This window comes from Paraburkholderia sp. 2C (assembly GCF_054589215.1).
Genome location: NZ_BAAILL010000036.1, coordinates 788,388 through 805,828, shown reverse-complemented (window position 1 = coordinate 805,828; position 17,441 = coordinate 788,388). Strand labels below are relative to the sequence as shown.

The following is a 17,441-nucleotide window of genomic DNA, read 5'->3' as shown; positions in this document are numbered from 1 at the left end:
GGCCGATCACCTCGCGAAAATGTTCGAGAATCGCCGCGCAGTCGCGCGACTGCGCGCCGCTTTCGTCCCACTGCACGTCCAGTTGCTCGCGGCCCCGGATGGCTGCCCACGTGCTGTTCGCGTAGACGGCCACGCCCGTGTCGATCCTCCGTACGTCGACGACGCCAGGCACCGCTCGCGCGCGCGTCGCGTCGAACGACTTCAGCTTGCCGCCGAAGCGGGGCGCCTTGCGGATCGTCACCGTCAGCATGTCCGGCTCCCGGACATCGATCGCAAACTGCGCGCGGCCGCTGCACTTCGCGAGCGAATCGACGCGTGGCAGTTCCGAGGTCTTGCCGATCAGCCGGAATTGGTCGGTCCGCTTCAACACGAGCGTGCCGGGCTCGGGTGGCGGCATGCGCGCGGCGAGCGCAGCGAATGCGCCGAAGCGCGCGCGGCGCGCGGTCGCCCGATGGATGAGCACGCCATTGCCGGTCCGAATCTCGGTTGCCGGCACGCGCCATTGTCTGGCCGCCGCCTGCACGAGCATCAAACGCGCCATCGCGCCCATCCGGCGCATCTGCTCGTGCGCCTCGGCGATCGCGCTAGAACCGCCCGTGCCCTGCCACTTGTACAGGAGGTGCGCGTAGATTGCCTGGTCGGCCGGCGCGGTTTCCACACGGATCGTCGACCAGTCGGCGTCGAGTTCTTCGGCGACGAGCGTCGCCATACCGGTGTGCGTCCCCTGACCGAATTCGATGTGCTTGCTGATCACCGTGACGACATCGTTTGCGCCGATGCGGACGAACGCATTCGGCGCGAACGTATCCGCTGGCGTCGCGGTGTCGCGCGCGAAGCCGCGGCGAAACGGCAGCGCCGTGGCGACGACGAGGCACGACGCGGCCGCAAGAAACCGGCGTCGCGATTCGTCCGGCGTCGCGTCAGTCATCGTGGACCTCCTTGCCGCCGACCGCTTCGACGATATCGAGCGATAGCGACAGGTCGGCCCACGCTTGCGCTTGCGCGTTTAGCCGCTCGGCCCGTTCGAGCAGCACGGCGTAGGCTTCGCGGCCTGCGGCAAAACGCACGGGCGGTTTTGCCGCGCGCGCGAGCTCGACGACTGCGCGGCCAAGCCGGACGGGGTCGCCCGCCTGACGATGATTTGCGGCATCGAGTTCGGCTTTGCGTTGAGCGGCATATTCGGCATAGTCGTCGATTGCGAGATCGCCGTGGACGACGGAACTTGTATCGAGAAAATCGGTGCGAAAACGGCCGGGCTCGATGAGCGTCGTGCTGATGCCGAAAGGAGCCAGCTCGTCGCTGAGCGACTCGGACCATCCTTCCAGGGCGAACTTCGACGCGCAATAGATCGACGATCCCTCAAAGCCCTTGATGCCGGAGATGGACGAGATATTGATGATGTGCCCCGAGCGCTGCGATCGCATTACCGGCAACACGGCCCGCGTGAGCGCGAATGCACCGAAGACGTTGGTCGCAAACTGGCGTGCAATCGCTTGCGGCGACACGAGCTCGAAGGCGCCGAGCTGGCCGTAGCCGGCGTTGTTCACGAGCACGTCGATGCGGCCAAAGCGTTCGCGCGCCGCAGTAACGGCGGCGGATATCGCCTTGCTGTCCGTTACGTCGAGCGGCACGGCTGCGAGCCGGTCGGCGAAACCGCCAAGCGCCGCGTGAATCGATGCGGGCTTGCGCGCGGTCGCGATGACCCGGTCGCCGGCCTCCAGTGCCGCGCGCGTGATTTCCAGTCCGAATCCGCGATTCGCGCCCGTGATCAACCAGTTGCTCATGCTGTCTTTCTCCATCGAACGTTCAGTACCGTCGAGGCGAATTTAGTACGGCAGCGACAGCAGGCGGTAGCCCGATGCATCGTCGTTCTTGCCCGATGCGATATCAGCGCACCGGCGGGGGAAATGGGCAAAGCTTATATCGGATCAGGCAAGAATCCGCGCCTGGGCAGGCGGACGGCATCCTATACTGGAGCCACCCGCTAGAGGATCTGGCAAACGCGCGGGCGGTTGAAACTGTCGGCGGCAGCGCGGTCGGCTTACGTTCCGGCGGGCACCGCAATCAGCAGACAACGGAAGATCGGCAAATGGCATCCATGCATACCCTGGCACGGCAAGCGGACCCGTGCGCCGCCATCCGCGGGCAACTGGCGGATATCATCGCGCGCCATCTCGGCGACAGGCGCGAAAGCGAAACGCCGATACCGGGACTGACCATACACGGCACGAGCCGGCCGTCGGAACCGACGTCGTATCTGTATGAGCCTTCGTTCGCGCTGATCGCGAGCGGCTCGAAGCGCGTCGTGCTCGCCGACGAGACATACGTCTACGACGAAAGTCATTTCCTGCTGACCGCGATCGGACTGCCGACCATCGTGCAGGTGCTCGGTGCGAACGCAAGCAGACCGTACTACTCGGTCAAACTCAATATCGATCTCGAACTGGCGAGCGAGCTGATCACGGACGTCGACGCGCGCGGCTTGCGCACCACGTCGCCAGAAACCGGGATGGCACTCGGACCGGTCACGCAGCCGCTTGCGACCGCGACGTTGCGGCTTGCGGAGCTGCTCGATACGCCCGAGGACGTCCCCATTCTCGCGCGCTCGCTGCAGCGCGAACTTCTCTATCGTGTGCTGATCAGTCCTGCCGGCGGCCGGCTGCGCCAGGCCGTCGATCTGCGCGCCCAAGGCAACCGGGTTGCGGCAGCGGTGCGCTGGATCCGGCAGAACTACGCGCGCCCGCTTCGCATCAAGGAACTCGCGGATCAGGTCGGAATGGGCGAGTCCACGCTGCATCAGCATTTCCGCACGCTGACCAACATGAGTCCGCTGCAATATCAGAAACGCTTGCGGCTGCACGAGGCCCGTCGTCTCATGATCAACCAGCGCATCGATGCGGGCACCGCCGCGCACCGGGTCGGCTACGAAAGCGCGACGCAGTTCAGCCGCGAATACAGCCGTCTGTTCGGAACGCCCCCGAAGCGGGACGTCAGGACGATACTCGATGCGGACTTCGGTCGTGCGCGGCTCGCGCCGATCGATTGAGATCATGCACGCGGAAGCTTTAAAAAACACATCGCCTTACGCGACCGTGTCATTCACATATTCGTTCGCATCGTGGAAAGCGGCCGACGCGCATTTGCAAGAGAGCCTCCGAGTTCTTCATGCAATCTGACGAGCCACCAGCGCCACTTAGGGACCTGATAAAACATCGGGACGGGCGCGCGGGTCGTGCAGACGGCGATTTCCACGTAACGCCCGCCCACCATTCCGAACCTGGTCTTTGGAATGTCGTCGTTATTCCATTGACACAACCAGCTTCGCGCGTTCTGGATCGCGCAGAACGGAAGTCTGCGTGGCAGGCTCGGATTGCTCGTTGTCCAGTACAGAACGGAATGCTGATCGACCGACACCTTGTATGTGAAAGGCACGCCGGTTCTCTCGTATCCCCTGCACACATCGTTCACCCGCTCTCCGTCGCAAGACAGCATATAGACCGTCGTTTCGTTTTCGAGCTGCGGCCAGGACGTCGATGCGACAGGGAACGTCGCAGCGCTCACGCCGATCAGCAGGCACCCCGTTAGCCGATGCATGTTCTCGACTCAATTCGTAACGCGATATGGCCGCATCATTTCATTGTCTTCATGGGTGAGGACATGACAGTGCCAGACGTAATATCCCTGGGTCGGATCGAACTCGTAAAGGTTCTCTCCCGCATAGGATTGACCGGATTGCACGGGAACGCTCGAAGGCGTCCATCGCACGAGGATTCTCAGGACCTCTCCGGAGTGGGCGTCGGCCGTGTCTTTCCAGCCGGATTCTCCCGCCGTCGGGGCGATGGTGGCGCCTTGCAGATAGCCGCTGAAGGGAAGATTGCCGCCCAGCGCGCCGTCCTTGTTCGGCGTTGCATAGTCCAGCGGCGGTCCGTAATCGGTGCAATATGCGCCCGCCGTGCATCCCGCCGGCAGAGCCACCGGACTGCCGCCTGCCGCACCGAATGCCTTGCTCCAGTCCGCGAGATATCGACTCGTGTTGATCGCCTGACGATTGAGTACCTGAAACTGCGAGAGATGGATGTGCACCGGATGGCTCGCTCCGGGCATGGTGGAGAGATAGACGATCTCCCACATTTCCGTCGATCCCACGCGCGGCAATTCGCTGATGCCATCCGTCGGAAAATCGTGGGCGATGCTCGGCGATTCGAGGCCATTCCACGTGGTGTTGTTCACGTACTCCTTGATGTCGGTGGGAACCGGGCCGCCGGAGCTGTCGACCTGATCATAGAGGACCATCTGTCTGACCCGGTCGATTTTCACGCCGGGCGACACGCTGCCTTGACCGTCTGTCAGGTGAACCATCGGATTGGGCCGGGCGCAGACGCCGCCGGATGTATCCGGACTCGCGGGATCGCAACTCGTGTCCGGCGTGGAGGTCGATGACGCCACCCTGAACTCCATGATGTCGGGTAACTGAACATCCTGGCCCGCCTGCGAGTTCGTGAGTTCGATCGTCTGGCCGGCGAACCTGGAGAAGTCGACGATGATGTCGGCGCGTTCTCCCGGCGAAACCGGTAGTCCCGCGGACGCGCCAGCGGAAGAGACGGGAAGCGCAACGGGCTTGTCGAAATAGTTGTCGTCGCTTCCGACCAGATAAACGGGCGCGTTGCCAAACACAAATGTGTAGCCTCGATTCAGGCTGCCGTTCAGGAGGTGCAGCCGGTAGCGTCGCGGCTCCACGTTGAGGTAGGGGAAAGCCGCTCCATTCACGACCGCCACATCGCCTTCGAAGATCGGGCTCCAGAACGGATGGTTGAGGGAAGGCTGCTGTATGGGCAAATAGGACTGGCCGGTGGTGTCGAACATATGGTCCTGCACCGCCATCTCTATCTCGTAAGGGCCGTCCGGATAGCCTTTGGGCTCGGTACTGGCGTCCTTCAGAAAATAGAATCCGGCGAGCCCCGCGTAGACGTTGAGCCGCGTCGTTCCCAATGCATGATCGTGGAACCAGAGCGTACCGGGCTCCTGTGAATTGGGGTATTCATAGATCGCCGCGCCAGGCCCCGGATTTCCGAGCGTGTGGTAGTCGGCGCCTTTCAGACCGCCCGGCGTGAACCATGATTCCGGATCGCCATCATAGGCGGCGGGCAGTTCCGCTCCGTGCAAGTGCACGACGGCCGGAACGGGACCGATGTAGTTCGACTTGCACGCAGGACTGACCGTCGCACCTTGCTTCGGCATGCCGCAGCCGCTTTTCAAAGGATCGGCCCAGTGTACGGTCTGATCGAAAGGCAACTCGCCCTGGACCATACCCGGGCCGGTCGGATTATTCGGGTCGAAGCTCGGCAGCTTATTGACATAGGTCGCACGCGTTGCGACGCCGCGCTGAGCCGTAATGGTGACGGCCGGCCAGTGGGCGGGACCAAGCACCGCGCCCGTGTTGGAATCGGTTGTCTGGTATGTCCATACGCGCGTCGGACCCAGTGTCACGCCCGAGCCGCATCGAGCGTAGGAACCCGGCGGCAGCACCTGCTGTTCGGTTTCGGACATGGTGACAGTCAGATTGGGATGCGCCCGGGCATCCACGCGCGGCAGGGGGCCGGCCGGCCCGAACACCGGCATCGGAATGGCGAACCTGGCGAAGCAGTTTCCGTCCAGTTTGGTCCTTGTCACGACCGTGGGCGCGTCGCTACGGTCGTTGCCATGACAGCCGTGAACCAGAAGCACCAGTGACGACGTTGCCACCGCCAAGGCAATCGAACGCCGCACGCGACGTGTTGTACGCGTGCGGTGCCCTGCTGCATCCCGGGACATGTTGTCTCTCCTTATGCGCTGCCGGCCGCGTTAAGGGTCGCTGCACGATCGCCCGATCGACACGGCCTCGCGCGTCGATGCCCACGCACAGGCGCATGGCCATTGCGTCGACCGAAGGCGTGGACTGCGTGAAGATCGAATGAAGTGTGTAATATAAAGTGCAATCAGCCATCCCCAGAACTGGGGATGTTCGCGCCGAATCGTCTCTTCACGTGGATCCTTCCTTGCAACGCTTCGAACTCACGGACGTTGTCGATCTGATCTATGCCGCCGCGCTCGGCGAAGGTGCGAGCTGGCAGGATCTCGGTGACCGGTTGATGACGCTCATGGACGCCCAGCGCGCCACGCTATGGCTGACCGATGGACCTGGCGCAACAGGCAATCTGTTGATGCGCACCGATGCCTATGACGAGGAATATGCGTCCAGATACGTTGCGCTCGACCCCTATCGCGCGGCGGCGGGCAAGGTCGGCCTCGAGGAGACCGCGCGCCGGAGGGGGGACGTCCGGCTTGGCCACGAGATCATTCCCGACGCGAGCTATGTGAAGAGCGAGTTCTACGCGGACTTCGGCCGCAAGAGCGCCCGGCGCTACATGATCGGCGGCCTGATCGGTACGTCGAAGGTCATCCCGCTCGGATTGCATCGGGATGCTGAATCCCGGCCATTTGCCGATGACGACAAGCGCACGCTTTCCCTGATCCTTCCGCATTTGCAACGCGCGCTCCAGCTGCGCGCTCGGCTCGCGCCGACGGCATCGAGTCTCGGTGCGGGCGCGCTCGACGTGCTGCCGCTCGGCGTCATGATCGTCGATCAGGAACTGCGGCTTCTTTACTGCAACGCGGAAGCGGCGGCCTTGCTCGGCGACGCGCAGTCGGGACTGTTCGTTGCCCGGCATGGGCGCGGACCCGGCACGAGCGCATCGAGGCTCGTGGCGCGACATCCGGACGACAACGCACAGCTTTGCCGCCTTGTCGGCGCCGCTTCGCGAGGCGGCGCGGGCGGCGGCATGCAGATCCGCGCACGTCCGGGCGCGCTGGCCGGCGATTCCGCCTCGCTCTCTACGTTGATATGCCCCGCGTTGCGCCATCTGTCTTCGCCAGGGCAGTCAAACATGGGCACGAGCGTCCTTCGCGGCGCGGCAACCGTGCTCGTGCGCCGTCTGCTCGGACCGTCGACGCCGCCCGTCGGACTGCTCATCGATCTGTTCGGTCTGACGCGCTCGGAAGCCGAAGTTGCGGTGGTGCTGGCCGGTGGTGTGACCGCCGAGGAGGTCGCGCGTGCGAGACATGTCGCGCTCGATACGGTACGCAGCCAGATTCGCGCCATTCTGCGCAAGACGGGGGCGTCGGGCTTGCGCGACTTCGAGCGGATCATCGCGTTGAGCTCGACGATGCACACGGCCGGGACCTGGGGTCATCCCTCAGGAAGAGACCGTCCCCGGTGACCGGATAATGCTCCATGTTGTCGCGGAATTCGCTGGCAGGCCATCGGCCATCGGCCATTGCGCGCCCGCGCGTTTTCAACGGCGGTCGAATGACGGCTTGCTTCAGAAGTCGACGGCGTGGCGGCAATTGCGGCGACCTTTCATTGGGAATTAATTCCGTCGGCTTGTCCTGAGAAACAACCGTGGCCTGGCCGGGCTGCCTCTCACCTTACTGCAGCTTCTTTCACGCCCCGACCCGGCATCGTTTCGACATGCTGCAGCAGCGGCGCAAGCGCCTGCGCCGTTTCCTTCAGCTTCGGCACCGTTGCCAGCAGGTCGTTGAGATTCGCGCGCGCGGTCGGCGCGTGAATCGCCAGCGATGCGAGCGCATGGCCGTTCGCCACATCTTTGACAGGCACGGCAACCGCCACCATTCCCCTGACGAATTCCTCGTTATCGATGCCGATACCGCGTGCGGCAAGCCGGTCGAGTTCCGCTTCGAGCAAGGTGGTATCGGTCAGCGTGCGATAGGTCATGCGCTTGAGCGCGAGGCGCGCCAGCACGAGCCGCCGTTCAGACGGCGGCATCTGCGACAGGAAGAGCTTGCCGCTTGCCGTGCAATGCAGCGGCACGCGCGTGCCCGGCTGCATCTGCAGGCGCAGCGGTTCGGTGGTTTCGACGCGTTCGATATAAAGCACGGCGTCGCCGTCGAGCGCGGTGAGGTTGCAGGTTTCGCCGAGCGCATCGACGAGCGAGCGCAACAGCGAACGGCAGGCGCGCGTGAACGTATTGTTCGCCAGCGTGGTCAGCGCGAGTTGTGCGGCGCGAGGGCCGAGTGCAATCGCGCGGTCGGCGCCGCGCGAATCCGGCATATGCGTGACATAGCCCTGTATTTCGAGCGATTCGATCAACCGCATCAGCGTCGCCTTCGGAATATGCAGCCGTGCCGACAGTTGCGACAGCGAGAACGGCTGGCCCGCCGCGGCCAGTTCCTCGAGCACGGCAAGCGCGCGCAACACGCGCGTGTTGTCCGACAGACAGTCGATGCGGGCGGATGGGATCGAATCTCTCATGACATAGCGTGCCTTAAACAGGGCTCCAGGTACCGCAAGCAGGCCAAACTGAAACAGAAAGGTCAAATTCCGGTCCGGATTTGCGCCTGGCGCGACGAAAGGGGTTGCGGCGGTTGCGCTAGCTCAATAAATTCAAACGAAACATACCGCTTTTTAAGACCGGTGATCCATCGGGTCGAACGATAAGAAGCAGGAGACACGCGCAATGCCAGGTACCTTCGACTATGTCGTGGTCGGCGCAGGCTCGGCCGGCTGCGTCCTTGCCAACCGCCTTTCGGAAGGCGGCCGTTATTCGGTCTGCCTGCTCGAAGCGGGGCCCGCCGACCGCTACCTGTGGATTCATATTCCGATCGGCTACGGCAAGACGATGTTTCACCCGGTCTACAACTGGGGCTTTCATACCGAGCCGGACCCGAATATGAACAACCGCCGGCTGTACTGGCCGCGCGGCCGCACGCTCGGCGGAAGCAGCTCGATCAACGGCCTCATTTACGTGCGCGGTCAGAAGGAGGACTACGACCGGTGGGCCGCGCTCGGCAATCGCGGCTGGAGCTGGGACGACTGCCTGCCGTACTTCCGGCGGCTCGAGCACAACGAACTGGGCGCGGGGCCGACGCGCGGCGTTGACGGGCCGCTGTGGGCCTCGACGATCCGGCAGCCGCATGCGCTCGTCGATGCGTTTATCGCGGCGTCGAACCGGCTCGGCGTGCGCACGGTCGACGACTTCAACACGGGCGACCAGGAAGGCGTCGGCTACTACCAGCTGACGACGCGTCACGGCTGGCGCTGTTCGACGGCGGTCGCGTATCTGAAGCCCGCGCGCCATCGTGCGAATCTGCATGTGGAGACCGATGCGCTCGCATCGCGCATCCGCTTCGACGGCACGCGTGCAACCGGCGTACGGTTTTTGCAGCATGGCGAAATGCGCGAGGTCAGCGCGCGGCGCGAAGTGATTCTGACCGCAGGCGCATTGCAGTCGCCGCAACTGTTGCAGCTATCGGGTGTCGGGCCCGCGGCGCTGTTGCGCGAGCTGGGCATTCCGGTGGTCGCGGATCGCGCCGGTGTCGGCGAAAACCTGCAGGACCATTTACAGGTCCGTTTGATCTACGAAGTGACCAAGCCGATCACCACCAACGATCTGCTGCGATCGTGGACGGGCCGTGCAAAGATGGGCCTCGAATGGGCGCTCTTTCGCAGCGGGCCGCTTGCGGTCGGCATCAACCAGGGCGGCATGTTTTGCCGTGCCTTGCCCGACGAAGCGGCTACGCCCGATATCCAGTTTCATTTCTCGACGCTTTCCGCCGATTCCGCGGGCGGCGAAGTCCACGCGTTTCCGGGCTGCACCTATTCGATCTGCCAGCTGCGGCCCGAGTCGCGCGGCAGCGTGCGCATCCGCTCGACCGAGATGCGCGATGCGCCGTCGATCGTGCCGAACTATCTCGCGACCGATCTGGATCGCCGCACGACCGTTGCTGGCGTGCGCTTCGCGCGCCGTGTCGCCGCCACGCAGCCGATGGCCGCGCTGATGAAGCGCGAGGTGCGCCCGGGCGCCGATGCGCAAAGCGACGACGAACTGCTGCATTTTTGCCGCGAATACGGGCAGACGATTTTCCATCCGTCGGGCACGGCGAAGATGGGGATGGCTAACGATCCGCTCGCCGTGGTCGATGAGCGTCTGCGTGTGTACGGCACGCGCGGCTTGCGCGTGGTCGACTGTTCGATCATGCCGACGCTCGTGTCCGGCAATACGAACGTACCGATCGTGATGGTGGCGGAGAAAGCGTCCGACATGATTCTCGCCGATGCGCGCGCAGGTGATGCGGCGCACGGCGAGCGCATGCCGGCTACCGCGGCAGCGGTGGTTTGAAGGGAGAGCAACACATAAAAGACGCCGTGCCGAGGGGTACGGCCTTCCATTGGAGGAGCAGCTATGTCAAACGATCAGCGCGTGGATCAGCGCGTCGTCCGCCGCGTCGCATTTGCCAGCGTGATCGGCGCGACGGTCGAGTGGTACGACTTCTTTCTGTATGGCGTCGTGGCGGGTATCGTGTTCAACAAGCTGTATTTCCCGGCGAGCGATCCGCTTGTCTCGACGATGCTTGCGTATTCGACGTTCGCGGTCGGCTTCGTCACGCGGCCGCTCGGCGGCGTGCTGTTCGGCCATTTCGGCGACCGTGTGGGGCGCAAGTCCGCGCTGATTCTGACGCTCGTAATCATGGGCATTTCGACGGCCGGCGTCGCTTTTGTGCCGACTTACGCGCAAATCGGCATCTGGGCGCCGATTCTATTGTTGACGTTGCGCGTGCTGCAAGGCATCGGCCTGGGCGGCGAGTGGGGCGGCGCGGTGCTGATGGCCTATGAATATGCGCCGCCGCATCGTCGCGGGCTCTATGCGAGCCTGCCGCAAATCGGCCTGTCGATCGGGCTGTGCCTCGCGGCCGGCGTCGTCGCCGGCATCTCGCGCATCCTGCCCGATGCGGATTTCTTCGTGTGGGGCTGGCGCATCGCGTTCGGCGCGTCGCTGCTGCTCGTGCTGATCGGCTTGTATATCCGCCTGAAAGTGATGGAAACACCCGAGTTTCTCGCCTTGAAACGCAACCGGCGCGAAGCGAAGATTCCCTTTGTCGACATGATGACGCGCTATCGCGGCGCGGTCGTGCTCGGCATGGGCGCGCGCTATATCGACGGCGTGTTCTTCAATGTGTTTGCGGTGTTTTCGATCGGTTACCTGACCCAGCATCTATCGATGAGCCGCACCGATGCGCTGCTCGGCGTGATGATCGCGGCCGTCGTGATGTGCTTTTTTATCCCGCTGTTCGGCAGGATGTCGGACCAGTTGGGGCGGGCGCGCGTTTATCGCTGGGGGTCGCTGATTTGCGGGCTGTCGGTGTTGCCGGCGTTCTGGTTGATGGAAAGCCAGCCGGGCAATACCTTGATGATCTGGCTCGCGATCGTCGTGCCGTTCGGCATTTTCTATGCGATGGTTTACGGCCCCGAAGCGGCGCTCTTTGCCGAGCTGTTCGATGCGAATGTGCGCTACACCGGTATTTCGTTTGTCTATCAGTTCTCAGGCATCTTCGCGAGCGGGCTCACGCCGATCATTGCGACCGCGCTGATGCGTGTCAATCAGGGCAAGCCGTGGATGGTTTGCGCATACGTGATGCTGTCCGCGCTGATATCGGCATGGTCCGCGCGCGCGATCGAGCGAAGGGCGAGCGCGTATGGCGCAGTGGCGAGTGCGCATTCGTGACGGGCGTTCGTGACGGGCGGCATGGCGTGCATTGAAGACGCGCATCTGAACGCGCGTCGAAAGCGCGCGTCGAGCACACTCACTCGCGGAACGTCTTTGCGGTTTCGTCGGCGGCAAAGCGCAGGTCGGGCACGAAGGCGAGCAGGTCGTCGAGCGTGACCCGGCCGACGGGCGCCTGAACCGCGATCGCGGCGCAGGCGCGGCTGCGGTCGAGCATCACCGGCACGGCGATCGCGATCAGCCCTTGCAGATGCTCCTGGTTATTGATCGCGAGCAGGCGCCGGCGCGTTTCCGTCAGTTCCTTGCGCAGTGCATCGCGGTCGGTGATGGTTTGGTCCGAATACGCGCGCAGCGGCAGCGCGTCGATCACGCGTTCGCGTCTTTCCTTCGGCAAGAAGCTCAGCAGCAGCTTGCCGCTCGCGGAGCAATGCAGCGGCACGTGCGAGCCGGGCTGCAGATGCATGCGCAATGGCCATTCAGTCTCGACGCGATCGACATAAACAACGTCGTTGCCGGCCAGCATCGTCAGATTGCAGGTCTCGCCGATTTTCGACACCAGTTGTTCGAGCAGGACATGGCGCGCCGCGGCCGGCCCGGCGTGCATCAGCACGTTGACGGCCAGCATGCGCACGCGCGGCGAGCACTCGTAAAGCCGATTGCCCGCGACGCGCGTGACGAGCCATGCGTCCATCAATTGCACGAGGATTCGATGCACGGTCTGCTTCGGTAAGCCGAGGGCATTCACGAGGTCCGTCATCGATAGCGGATGGCCGGCTTCGGCAAGCGTTTCGAGGACGCGGAACGCGCGCACGGCGGCGGCATTCGACTGGTTAGAGAAGGACATCGGGTCTCCAGAGTGCGGCGCGCTGCTCTGACCGCAAGTGCGCGCCGTCATCGAATTTATAGAAGACATTTTGCATCGGAATGCTCAGTTTTCGGGACTCAGGAAAGTCCCGAATTTTGCATTTTTCGATTCACGACGTTGGACAGCACAGAAACGCTCGGAAAACGGGACTACGTTCGTCGCCGCGCCCACTAGATTTATTCGCACGACCAGACATAACCGTTCGGAGGAGATCGATGAATGTGAGGGCAAGTCACGCCGAAGTGGGCGCACAGGGGACACACGCAGAGAGCAGCGTCGCGGAGGAGGTCGCCGCGCTCGTCGGCCGGGCCCGCGTCGCGCAGCGCGAATTCGAGCGGGCCGGACAGGACGCGCTCGATATGGCGGCCGCCGCGGCCGCGTGGGCGATCATGGAGCCGGCACGCAACCGGCAACTGGCCGAACTGTCGGTGCGAGACACGGCGCTCGGCAATGCCGACGACAAATTCCGCAAGAACTATCGCAAGACACTGGGCCTGCTGCGCGATCTGCATGGGCAGAAAACCACGGGCGTCATCGCACGCAATGCAGCAAACGGCATCGTGGAAATCGCGCGCGCGGTCGGCGTCGTCGCGGCCATCACGCCGTCGACGAATCCAGCCGCGACGCCCGCCAACAAGATCGTCAACGCGCTCAAATGCGGCAATGCGGTAATCGTCGCGCCTTCGCCGAAGGGCTATTCGTCGTGCGCACTGCTGATCGGCTTTATCCACGCGCAGCTCGAGAAGGCCGGGCTTTCGCCCGATCTCGTGCAGATGCTGCCCGCGCCGATCAGCAAGGCGGCCACGGCCGAATTGATGCGGCAGGCGGACCTCGTGGTGGCGACCGGCTCGCAGGCCAATGTGCGCATGGCTTATGCAAGCGGCACGCCGGCGTTCGGGGTGGGCGCGGGCAATGTCGCGTCGATCGTTACCGCATCGGCCGATTTGCACGATGCGGCCCGCAAGATCGCGCTCTCGAAGACCTTCGACAATGCGACGAGCTGTTCATCGGAAAACAGCGTCGTGATCGAAGACGCCGTCTATCAGCCGATGCTCGATGCGCTCGCCGCATGCGGCGGCGTGCTGCTCGACAATGCACAGAAGGCGAAACTGCAAGCCGCGATGTGGCGCGACGGCAAGCTGTCGCCGCAATGCACGGCGCGTTCGGCGGCGGTGATCGCGCGCGTCGCGGGCCTCGACGAGATTGCCGAGCGCGGGCCCGCGTTTCTGATGGTGAAGGAAACCGGCTTCGGCGAGCGCTATCCGTTTTCGGGTGAAAAACTTGCGCCGGTGCTGACCGTCTATCGCGCGCGCGACTTCGAACACGCGGCCGGGATTGTCGGCGACATCTATTCGTATATGGGCGCGGGGCACTCGGTCGGTCTGCATACCGGGCTCGCTGCGGCCGATACCGCGCGCGCCGTCGAACTCGGCGAGACGTTGCCGGTTGCGCGCGTGATCGTCAACCAGGCGCATTGCCTTGCAACCGGCGGCAACTTCGACAACGGCCTGCCTTTCTCGCTATCGATGGGCTGCGGCACGTGGGGACGCAATAACTTCTCCACCAATCTGAATTTTCATCAGTATCTGAACATCACGCGCGTCGCTTATCCGATCGAGGAGCATGTTCCCGAAGCGGACGATCTGCTCGGCGAATTTTTCCGGAGGGCCGGACGATGAGCACGCCTGCCACGCTTCGCGCGCTGATCGACGAGCGCGCCGCGCAGTATCCGGACAAGCCGTTCCTGCTCGACTGCATCGGCGAACCCGAGGTTGTTGCGGCCGGCGCCGGCACGGGCCGAGCGGCCGCCTTGACGGCGTTGACGTATGCCGAACTGCGCAACGATTGCCGCGCGCTGGAAGCGCGTTTTCTCGATGCGGGCTTACGGCCCGGCGACACGGTATCGGTGTTGATGAGCAATGGCATCCAGACCGGCAGGATTCTGCTGGCCGCGATGTACAGCGGGCTCGTCGCCAATCCGCTCAATCTGCTTTGCCAGCCGTCGCAACTTCGCTATATCGTCGAGCATTCGGATACGCGTGCGATTTTCGTCGAGAAAGAAACGCATCCGGCGATCGAGTCAGCGCTTGCGGAATTGCGCACCGAATCGCAAGGGAAAAGGCTCGCGCGGGACATTCTCGTCATCGAGACGGAACCGGATGCGCGGGCCTTACCCGTTTTGCCTTATGCCGAAACCGCATTGGCTGAGGCCGCGACGCAACGCAACGAAGCACAGCGCGCGTCGGGGTCGGGCGACGATGGTTCGGTTGCCGCGACGATAAGCGAGACGCCATCCGCGCTGCGTAACGAGCTGTGCGAGACCGACGTGGCGCTGCTGATGTACACGTCGGGCACGACCGGCTTGCCCAAAGGCGTGCTGCTGACGCACCGCAACCTGCTGGCAAACGCGGCGCGCATCACCGACGAGCATCGGCTGGCCGACGACGACCGCGTGCTCGCATCGTTGCCGCTTTATCACATCAACGGTCTGGTCGTGACGCTGATCACGCCGCTGTTTCATGCAGGCTCGGTTGTGATGACGCCGCGCTTTTCGGCGCGCACATTCTGGCGCGATGCCGCGTTTCATGGCTGCACGTGGATCAATGTCGTGCCGACCATCGTCGCGTATCTGCTCAATTGCGATGAAGCGTGCGTGTTCGATCTGTCCGCGCTGAAGTTTTGCCGGAGCGCGTCCGCTGCATTACCGGCCGAGCATCATCGCGCATTCGAAGCGCGCTTCGGCATCGGTATTATCGAAACGATGGGCATGACGGAGACCGCCGCACCGATCTTCAGTAATCCGTATGACGCATCGCGGCGCAAGGTCGGCAGCATCGGTTTGCCGTCGGGCGCCGAAGCGAAGGTGCTCGACCGCGACGGCCGCGAATGCGCGCCGAACCAATGCGGCGAAATCGTGCTGCGCGGCGAACAGGTGATGCGCGGTTACTACAAGCGCCCCGAAGAGACGCTCGCCGCCTTTACGGCCGATGGGTGGCTGCGCACCGGCGACCTCGGCTATCGCGACGAAGAAGGCTATTTCTTTATCAACGGCCGCGCGAAGGAACTGATTATCAAGGGCGGCGAAAACATCGCCCCGCGCGAAATCGACGAGGCCTTGCTCAAGCATCCTGGCGTGCTCGATGCGGCGGCCGTCGGTGTGCCCGATAGCGCGTATGGACAGGACATCGTCGCGTATATCGTGCCGCGCGGAACGGACGGCGATCTTCAAACGAACCACTGTGGAAGCCTCGATATCGCCGATCTGCGCGCGCATTGCCTGCGCGAACTGGGCCGGTACAAGACGCCGAAGGAATTCCGCTTCGTCGCGGAACTGCCGCGCGGGCCGTCGGGCAAGGTGCAGCGGTTGAAGCTGTTGCAGACGCAGACATAGGGATACGCTCGTTCAATACAGCAGCACAAGGAAACGATTCAAGCCGGGCAGACCAGGTAGACGTAGAAAGAGACGGACACGATCCGCCCTGAAGTTCGCAACGAGCAATCGGCGTCAAAAACGCCAGGAAGCCTTAAAAATACATTGGAGACAACATGGAAATGCCTAAGCGGCGCGTCAAGACGCGTCACATCATTCTGGCGGTCATGTGCATCATGTATTTCATTTCGTACATCGATCGCGTGAACATCGCAGTGGCCGGCCCGTTGATCCGTCATGAAATGGGACTGACGTCGACGGAGCTCGGACTGATTTTCTCCGCATTCGCCTATCCGTACGCGATGATGCAGATCATCGGCGGCTGGCTGTCGGACAAGTTCGGCCCGAAGCTCGTGCTGACCGTGTTGTCGCTGATCTGGGGCGTCGCCACGCTGCTGACCGGTTTTGCCGGCAGCGTCATGATGCTCGTCGTGTTGCGTTTCATACTCGGTATCGGCGAAGGCGGCGCGTTCCCGACGGCCACGCGCGCTTTCACATACTGGATGCCGGTGTCGGAGCGCGGCTTCGCGCAGGGCATCACGCACAGCTTCGCGCGTCTCGGCGGGGCGGTGACGCCACCGCTCGTGCTGGCGGTGGTCGCGTGGGGCGGCTGGCGCGATTCGTTCATCCTGCTCGGCGTTTTGAGCCTTGCGTGGACCGTGCTCTATCTGCGCGTATTCACCAACTCGCCTGAGCAGAACAAGCGCATCACGCCCGAGGAAACCGCCGAGATCGGTTACCGGAAGGGCGATTGCGAGCGCGCGAAACATGCCGCCACGCCGTGGCGCAGACTGATTCGCCGCATGTGGCTCGTGACCTTTGTCGACTTCTGCTATGGCTGGCTGTTGTGGGTGTATCTGACCTGGCTGCCGTCGTATCTGAAGGAGTCGCGCGGCTTCGATCTCAAGCACCTTGCGCTGTTTACGGCCTTGCCGCTGCTCGCGGGCGTGATCGGCGACACGCTCGGCGGCGTTGTATCGGACAAGCTGTACAAGCGCACCGGGCGCCTGCGCTTTGCGCGCTGCGCGGTGCTGGTGGTCGGCATGGGCGGTTCGCTCGCATTCCTGCTGCCGATGATCTCGGCAAGCAGCCCGCTGATGGCCGTGCTGTTCCTGTCGGGGTCGTTCTTCTTCCTCGAGATCACAAACCCGGTGCTGTGGACGCTGCCGCTCGATATCGCCGGCAAATACGCGGGCACGGCCGGCGGCATGATGAACACGGGCTTCGGCGTGGCTGGGATGGTGTCGCCGGTCGTGTTCGGTTATCTGATCCAGACCACGGGCAGTTACAACGTGCCGTTTACGATTTCCGCTGCGCTGCTTGCGATCGGTATCGTCGCCGCGTGTTTTATCGATACGAGCAAGACGGTGGAAGCGGACGAGGAGCGCGAACGGCAGGGTTTGGAAGACGTGGCGGGCATGCCTGCCTTCGCGCATGCGACACCGGCGCTGCGGCTTGACCGGCATCATTTGCGGCGGCCGTTGCGGTGGCGCAAGTGAGGGGGGGTGCTTGAGTGCGAAGGTTCAGTCCATGGTAGCGGTGTCGCGTTGCGTCGGCTTGAGGAAACTTTGGTTCTCCACGGCGTGCG

13 protein-coding genes are annotated in these 17,441 nt (G+C 63.5%); 7 read left to right on the top strand and 6 right to left on the bottom strand.

What is annotated here, in order from left to right; translation table 11 throughout:
* Together ACYPXD_RS16300 and ACYPXD_RS16295 are read right to left on the bottom strand one after the other, a co-directional pair.
* Positions 1 to 928 (bottom strand): molybdopterin cofactor-binding domain-containing protein (locus ACYPXD_RS16300; protein ID WP_459713111.1); only part of this gene is annotated, 928 nt, incomplete at its 3' end.
* Positions 921 to 1,784, bottom strand: a complete 864-nt coding sequence (locus ACYPXD_RS16295; RefSeq protein ID WP_459713108.1) for an oxidoreductase — start codon at positions 1,782 to 1,784, stop codon at positions 921 to 923. The genes ACYPXD_RS16295 and ACYPXD_RS16300, both read right to left, overlap by 8 nt.
* A gap of 305 nt (positions 1,785 to 2,089) precedes the next feature.
* Between ACYPXD_RS16295 and ACYPXD_RS16290 the strand changes: the two genes are divergently transcribed.
* The gene (locus ACYPXD_RS16290; RefSeq protein ID WP_459713106.1) at positions 2,090 to 3,046 is read left to right on the top strand and encodes an AraC family transcriptional regulator; all 957 of its coding nucleotides are present in this window, start codon (positions 2,090 to 2,092) and stop codon (positions 3,044 to 3,046) included.
* Between the two features lie 53 nt (positions 3,047 to 3,099).
* Here ACYPXD_RS16290 and ACYPXD_RS16285 read toward each other — a convergent pair whose 3' ends face one another.
* Together ACYPXD_RS16285 and ACYPXD_RS16280 are read right to left on the bottom strand one after the other, a co-directional pair.
* Positions 3,100 to 3,594, bottom strand: coding sequence for a hypothetical protein (locus tag ACYPXD_RS16285; protein WP_459713104.1), 495 nt, complete (start codon positions 3,592 to 3,594; stop codon positions 3,100 to 3,102).
* 9 nt (positions 3,595 to 3,603) lie between these two features.
* Complete coding sequence (locus tag ACYPXD_RS16280) at positions 3,604 to 5,811, bottom strand: multicopper oxidase family protein (RefSeq protein ID WP_459713102.1); 2,208 nt, start codon at positions 5,809 to 5,811, stop codon at positions 3,604 to 3,606.
* Positions 5,812 to 6,035: 224 nt separating this feature from the next.
* Here ACYPXD_RS16280 and ACYPXD_RS16275 point away from each other — a divergent pair, with 224 nt between their 5' ends.
* Positions 6,036 to 7,256, top strand: a complete 1,221-nt coding sequence (locus ACYPXD_RS16275) for a helix-turn-helix transcriptional regulator (RefSeq protein ID WP_459713100.1) — start codon at positions 6,036 to 6,038, stop codon at positions 7,254 to 7,256.
* Positions 7,257 to 7,459: 203 nt separating this feature from the next.
* On the opposite strand, the gene ACYPXD_RS16270 is transcribed toward ACYPXD_RS16275, so the two are convergent.
* Complete coding sequence (locus ACYPXD_RS16270) at positions 7,460 to 8,308, bottom strand: IclR family transcriptional regulator (protein WP_459713098.1); 849 nt, start codon at positions 8,306 to 8,308, stop codon at positions 7,460 to 7,462.
* Between the two features lie 205 nt (positions 8,309 to 8,513).
* On the opposite strand from ACYPXD_RS16270, the gene ACYPXD_RS16265 reads away from it, so the two are divergent.
* Both ACYPXD_RS16265 and ACYPXD_RS16260 read left to right on the top strand, forming a co-directional pair.
* On the top strand, positions 8,514 to 10,175 hold the full coding sequence (locus ACYPXD_RS16265; RefSeq protein ID WP_459713096.1) for a GMC family oxidoreductase: 1,662 nt from the start codon (positions 8,514 to 8,516) through the stop codon (positions 10,173 to 10,175).
* A gap of 63 nt (positions 10,176 to 10,238) precedes the next feature.
* The gene (locus tag ACYPXD_RS16260; RefSeq protein WP_459713094.1) at positions 10,239 to 11,558 is read left to right on the top strand and encodes an MFS transporter; all 1,320 of its coding nucleotides are present in this window, start codon (positions 10,239 to 10,241) and stop codon (positions 11,556 to 11,558) included.
* 79 nt (positions 11,559 to 11,637) lie between these two features.
* Here the strand turns inward: ACYPXD_RS16260 and ACYPXD_RS16255 are convergent, their stop codons facing one another.
* Positions 11,638 to 12,402 carry an IclR family transcriptional regulator gene (locus ACYPXD_RS16255; RefSeq protein WP_459713092.1) on the bottom strand — a complete coding sequence of 255 codons (765 nt, stop codon included), beginning with the start codon at positions 12,400 to 12,402 and terminating at the stop codon, positions 11,638 to 11,640.
* 236 nt (positions 12,403 to 12,638) lie between these two features.
* On the opposite strand from ACYPXD_RS16255, the gene sauS reads away from it, so the two are divergent.
* From sauS to ACYPXD_RS16240, 3 genes are all read left to right on the top strand, one after another.
* Positions 12,639 to 14,102, top strand: a complete 1,464-nt coding sequence (gene sauS / locus ACYPXD_RS16250) for an acylating sulfoacetaldehyde dehydrogenase (protein ID WP_459713090.1) — start codon at positions 12,639 to 12,641, stop codon at positions 14,100 to 14,102.
* Positions 14,099 to 15,814: an AMP-binding protein gene (locus ACYPXD_RS16245; protein ID WP_459713088.1), complete on the top strand. Its 1,716-nt coding sequence runs from the start codon at positions 14,099 to 14,101 to the stop codon at positions 15,812 to 15,814. Before sauS ends, ACYPXD_RS16245 begins: the two co-directional genes overlap by 4 nt.
* A gap of 155 nt (positions 15,815 to 15,969) precedes the next feature.
* Complete coding sequence (locus ACYPXD_RS16240; RefSeq protein ID WP_459713086.1) at positions 15,970 to 17,352, top strand: MFS transporter; 1,383 nt, start codon at positions 15,970 to 15,972, stop codon at positions 17,350 to 17,352.
* The last annotated feature ends 89 nt before the right edge of the window (positions 17,353 to 17,441 follow it).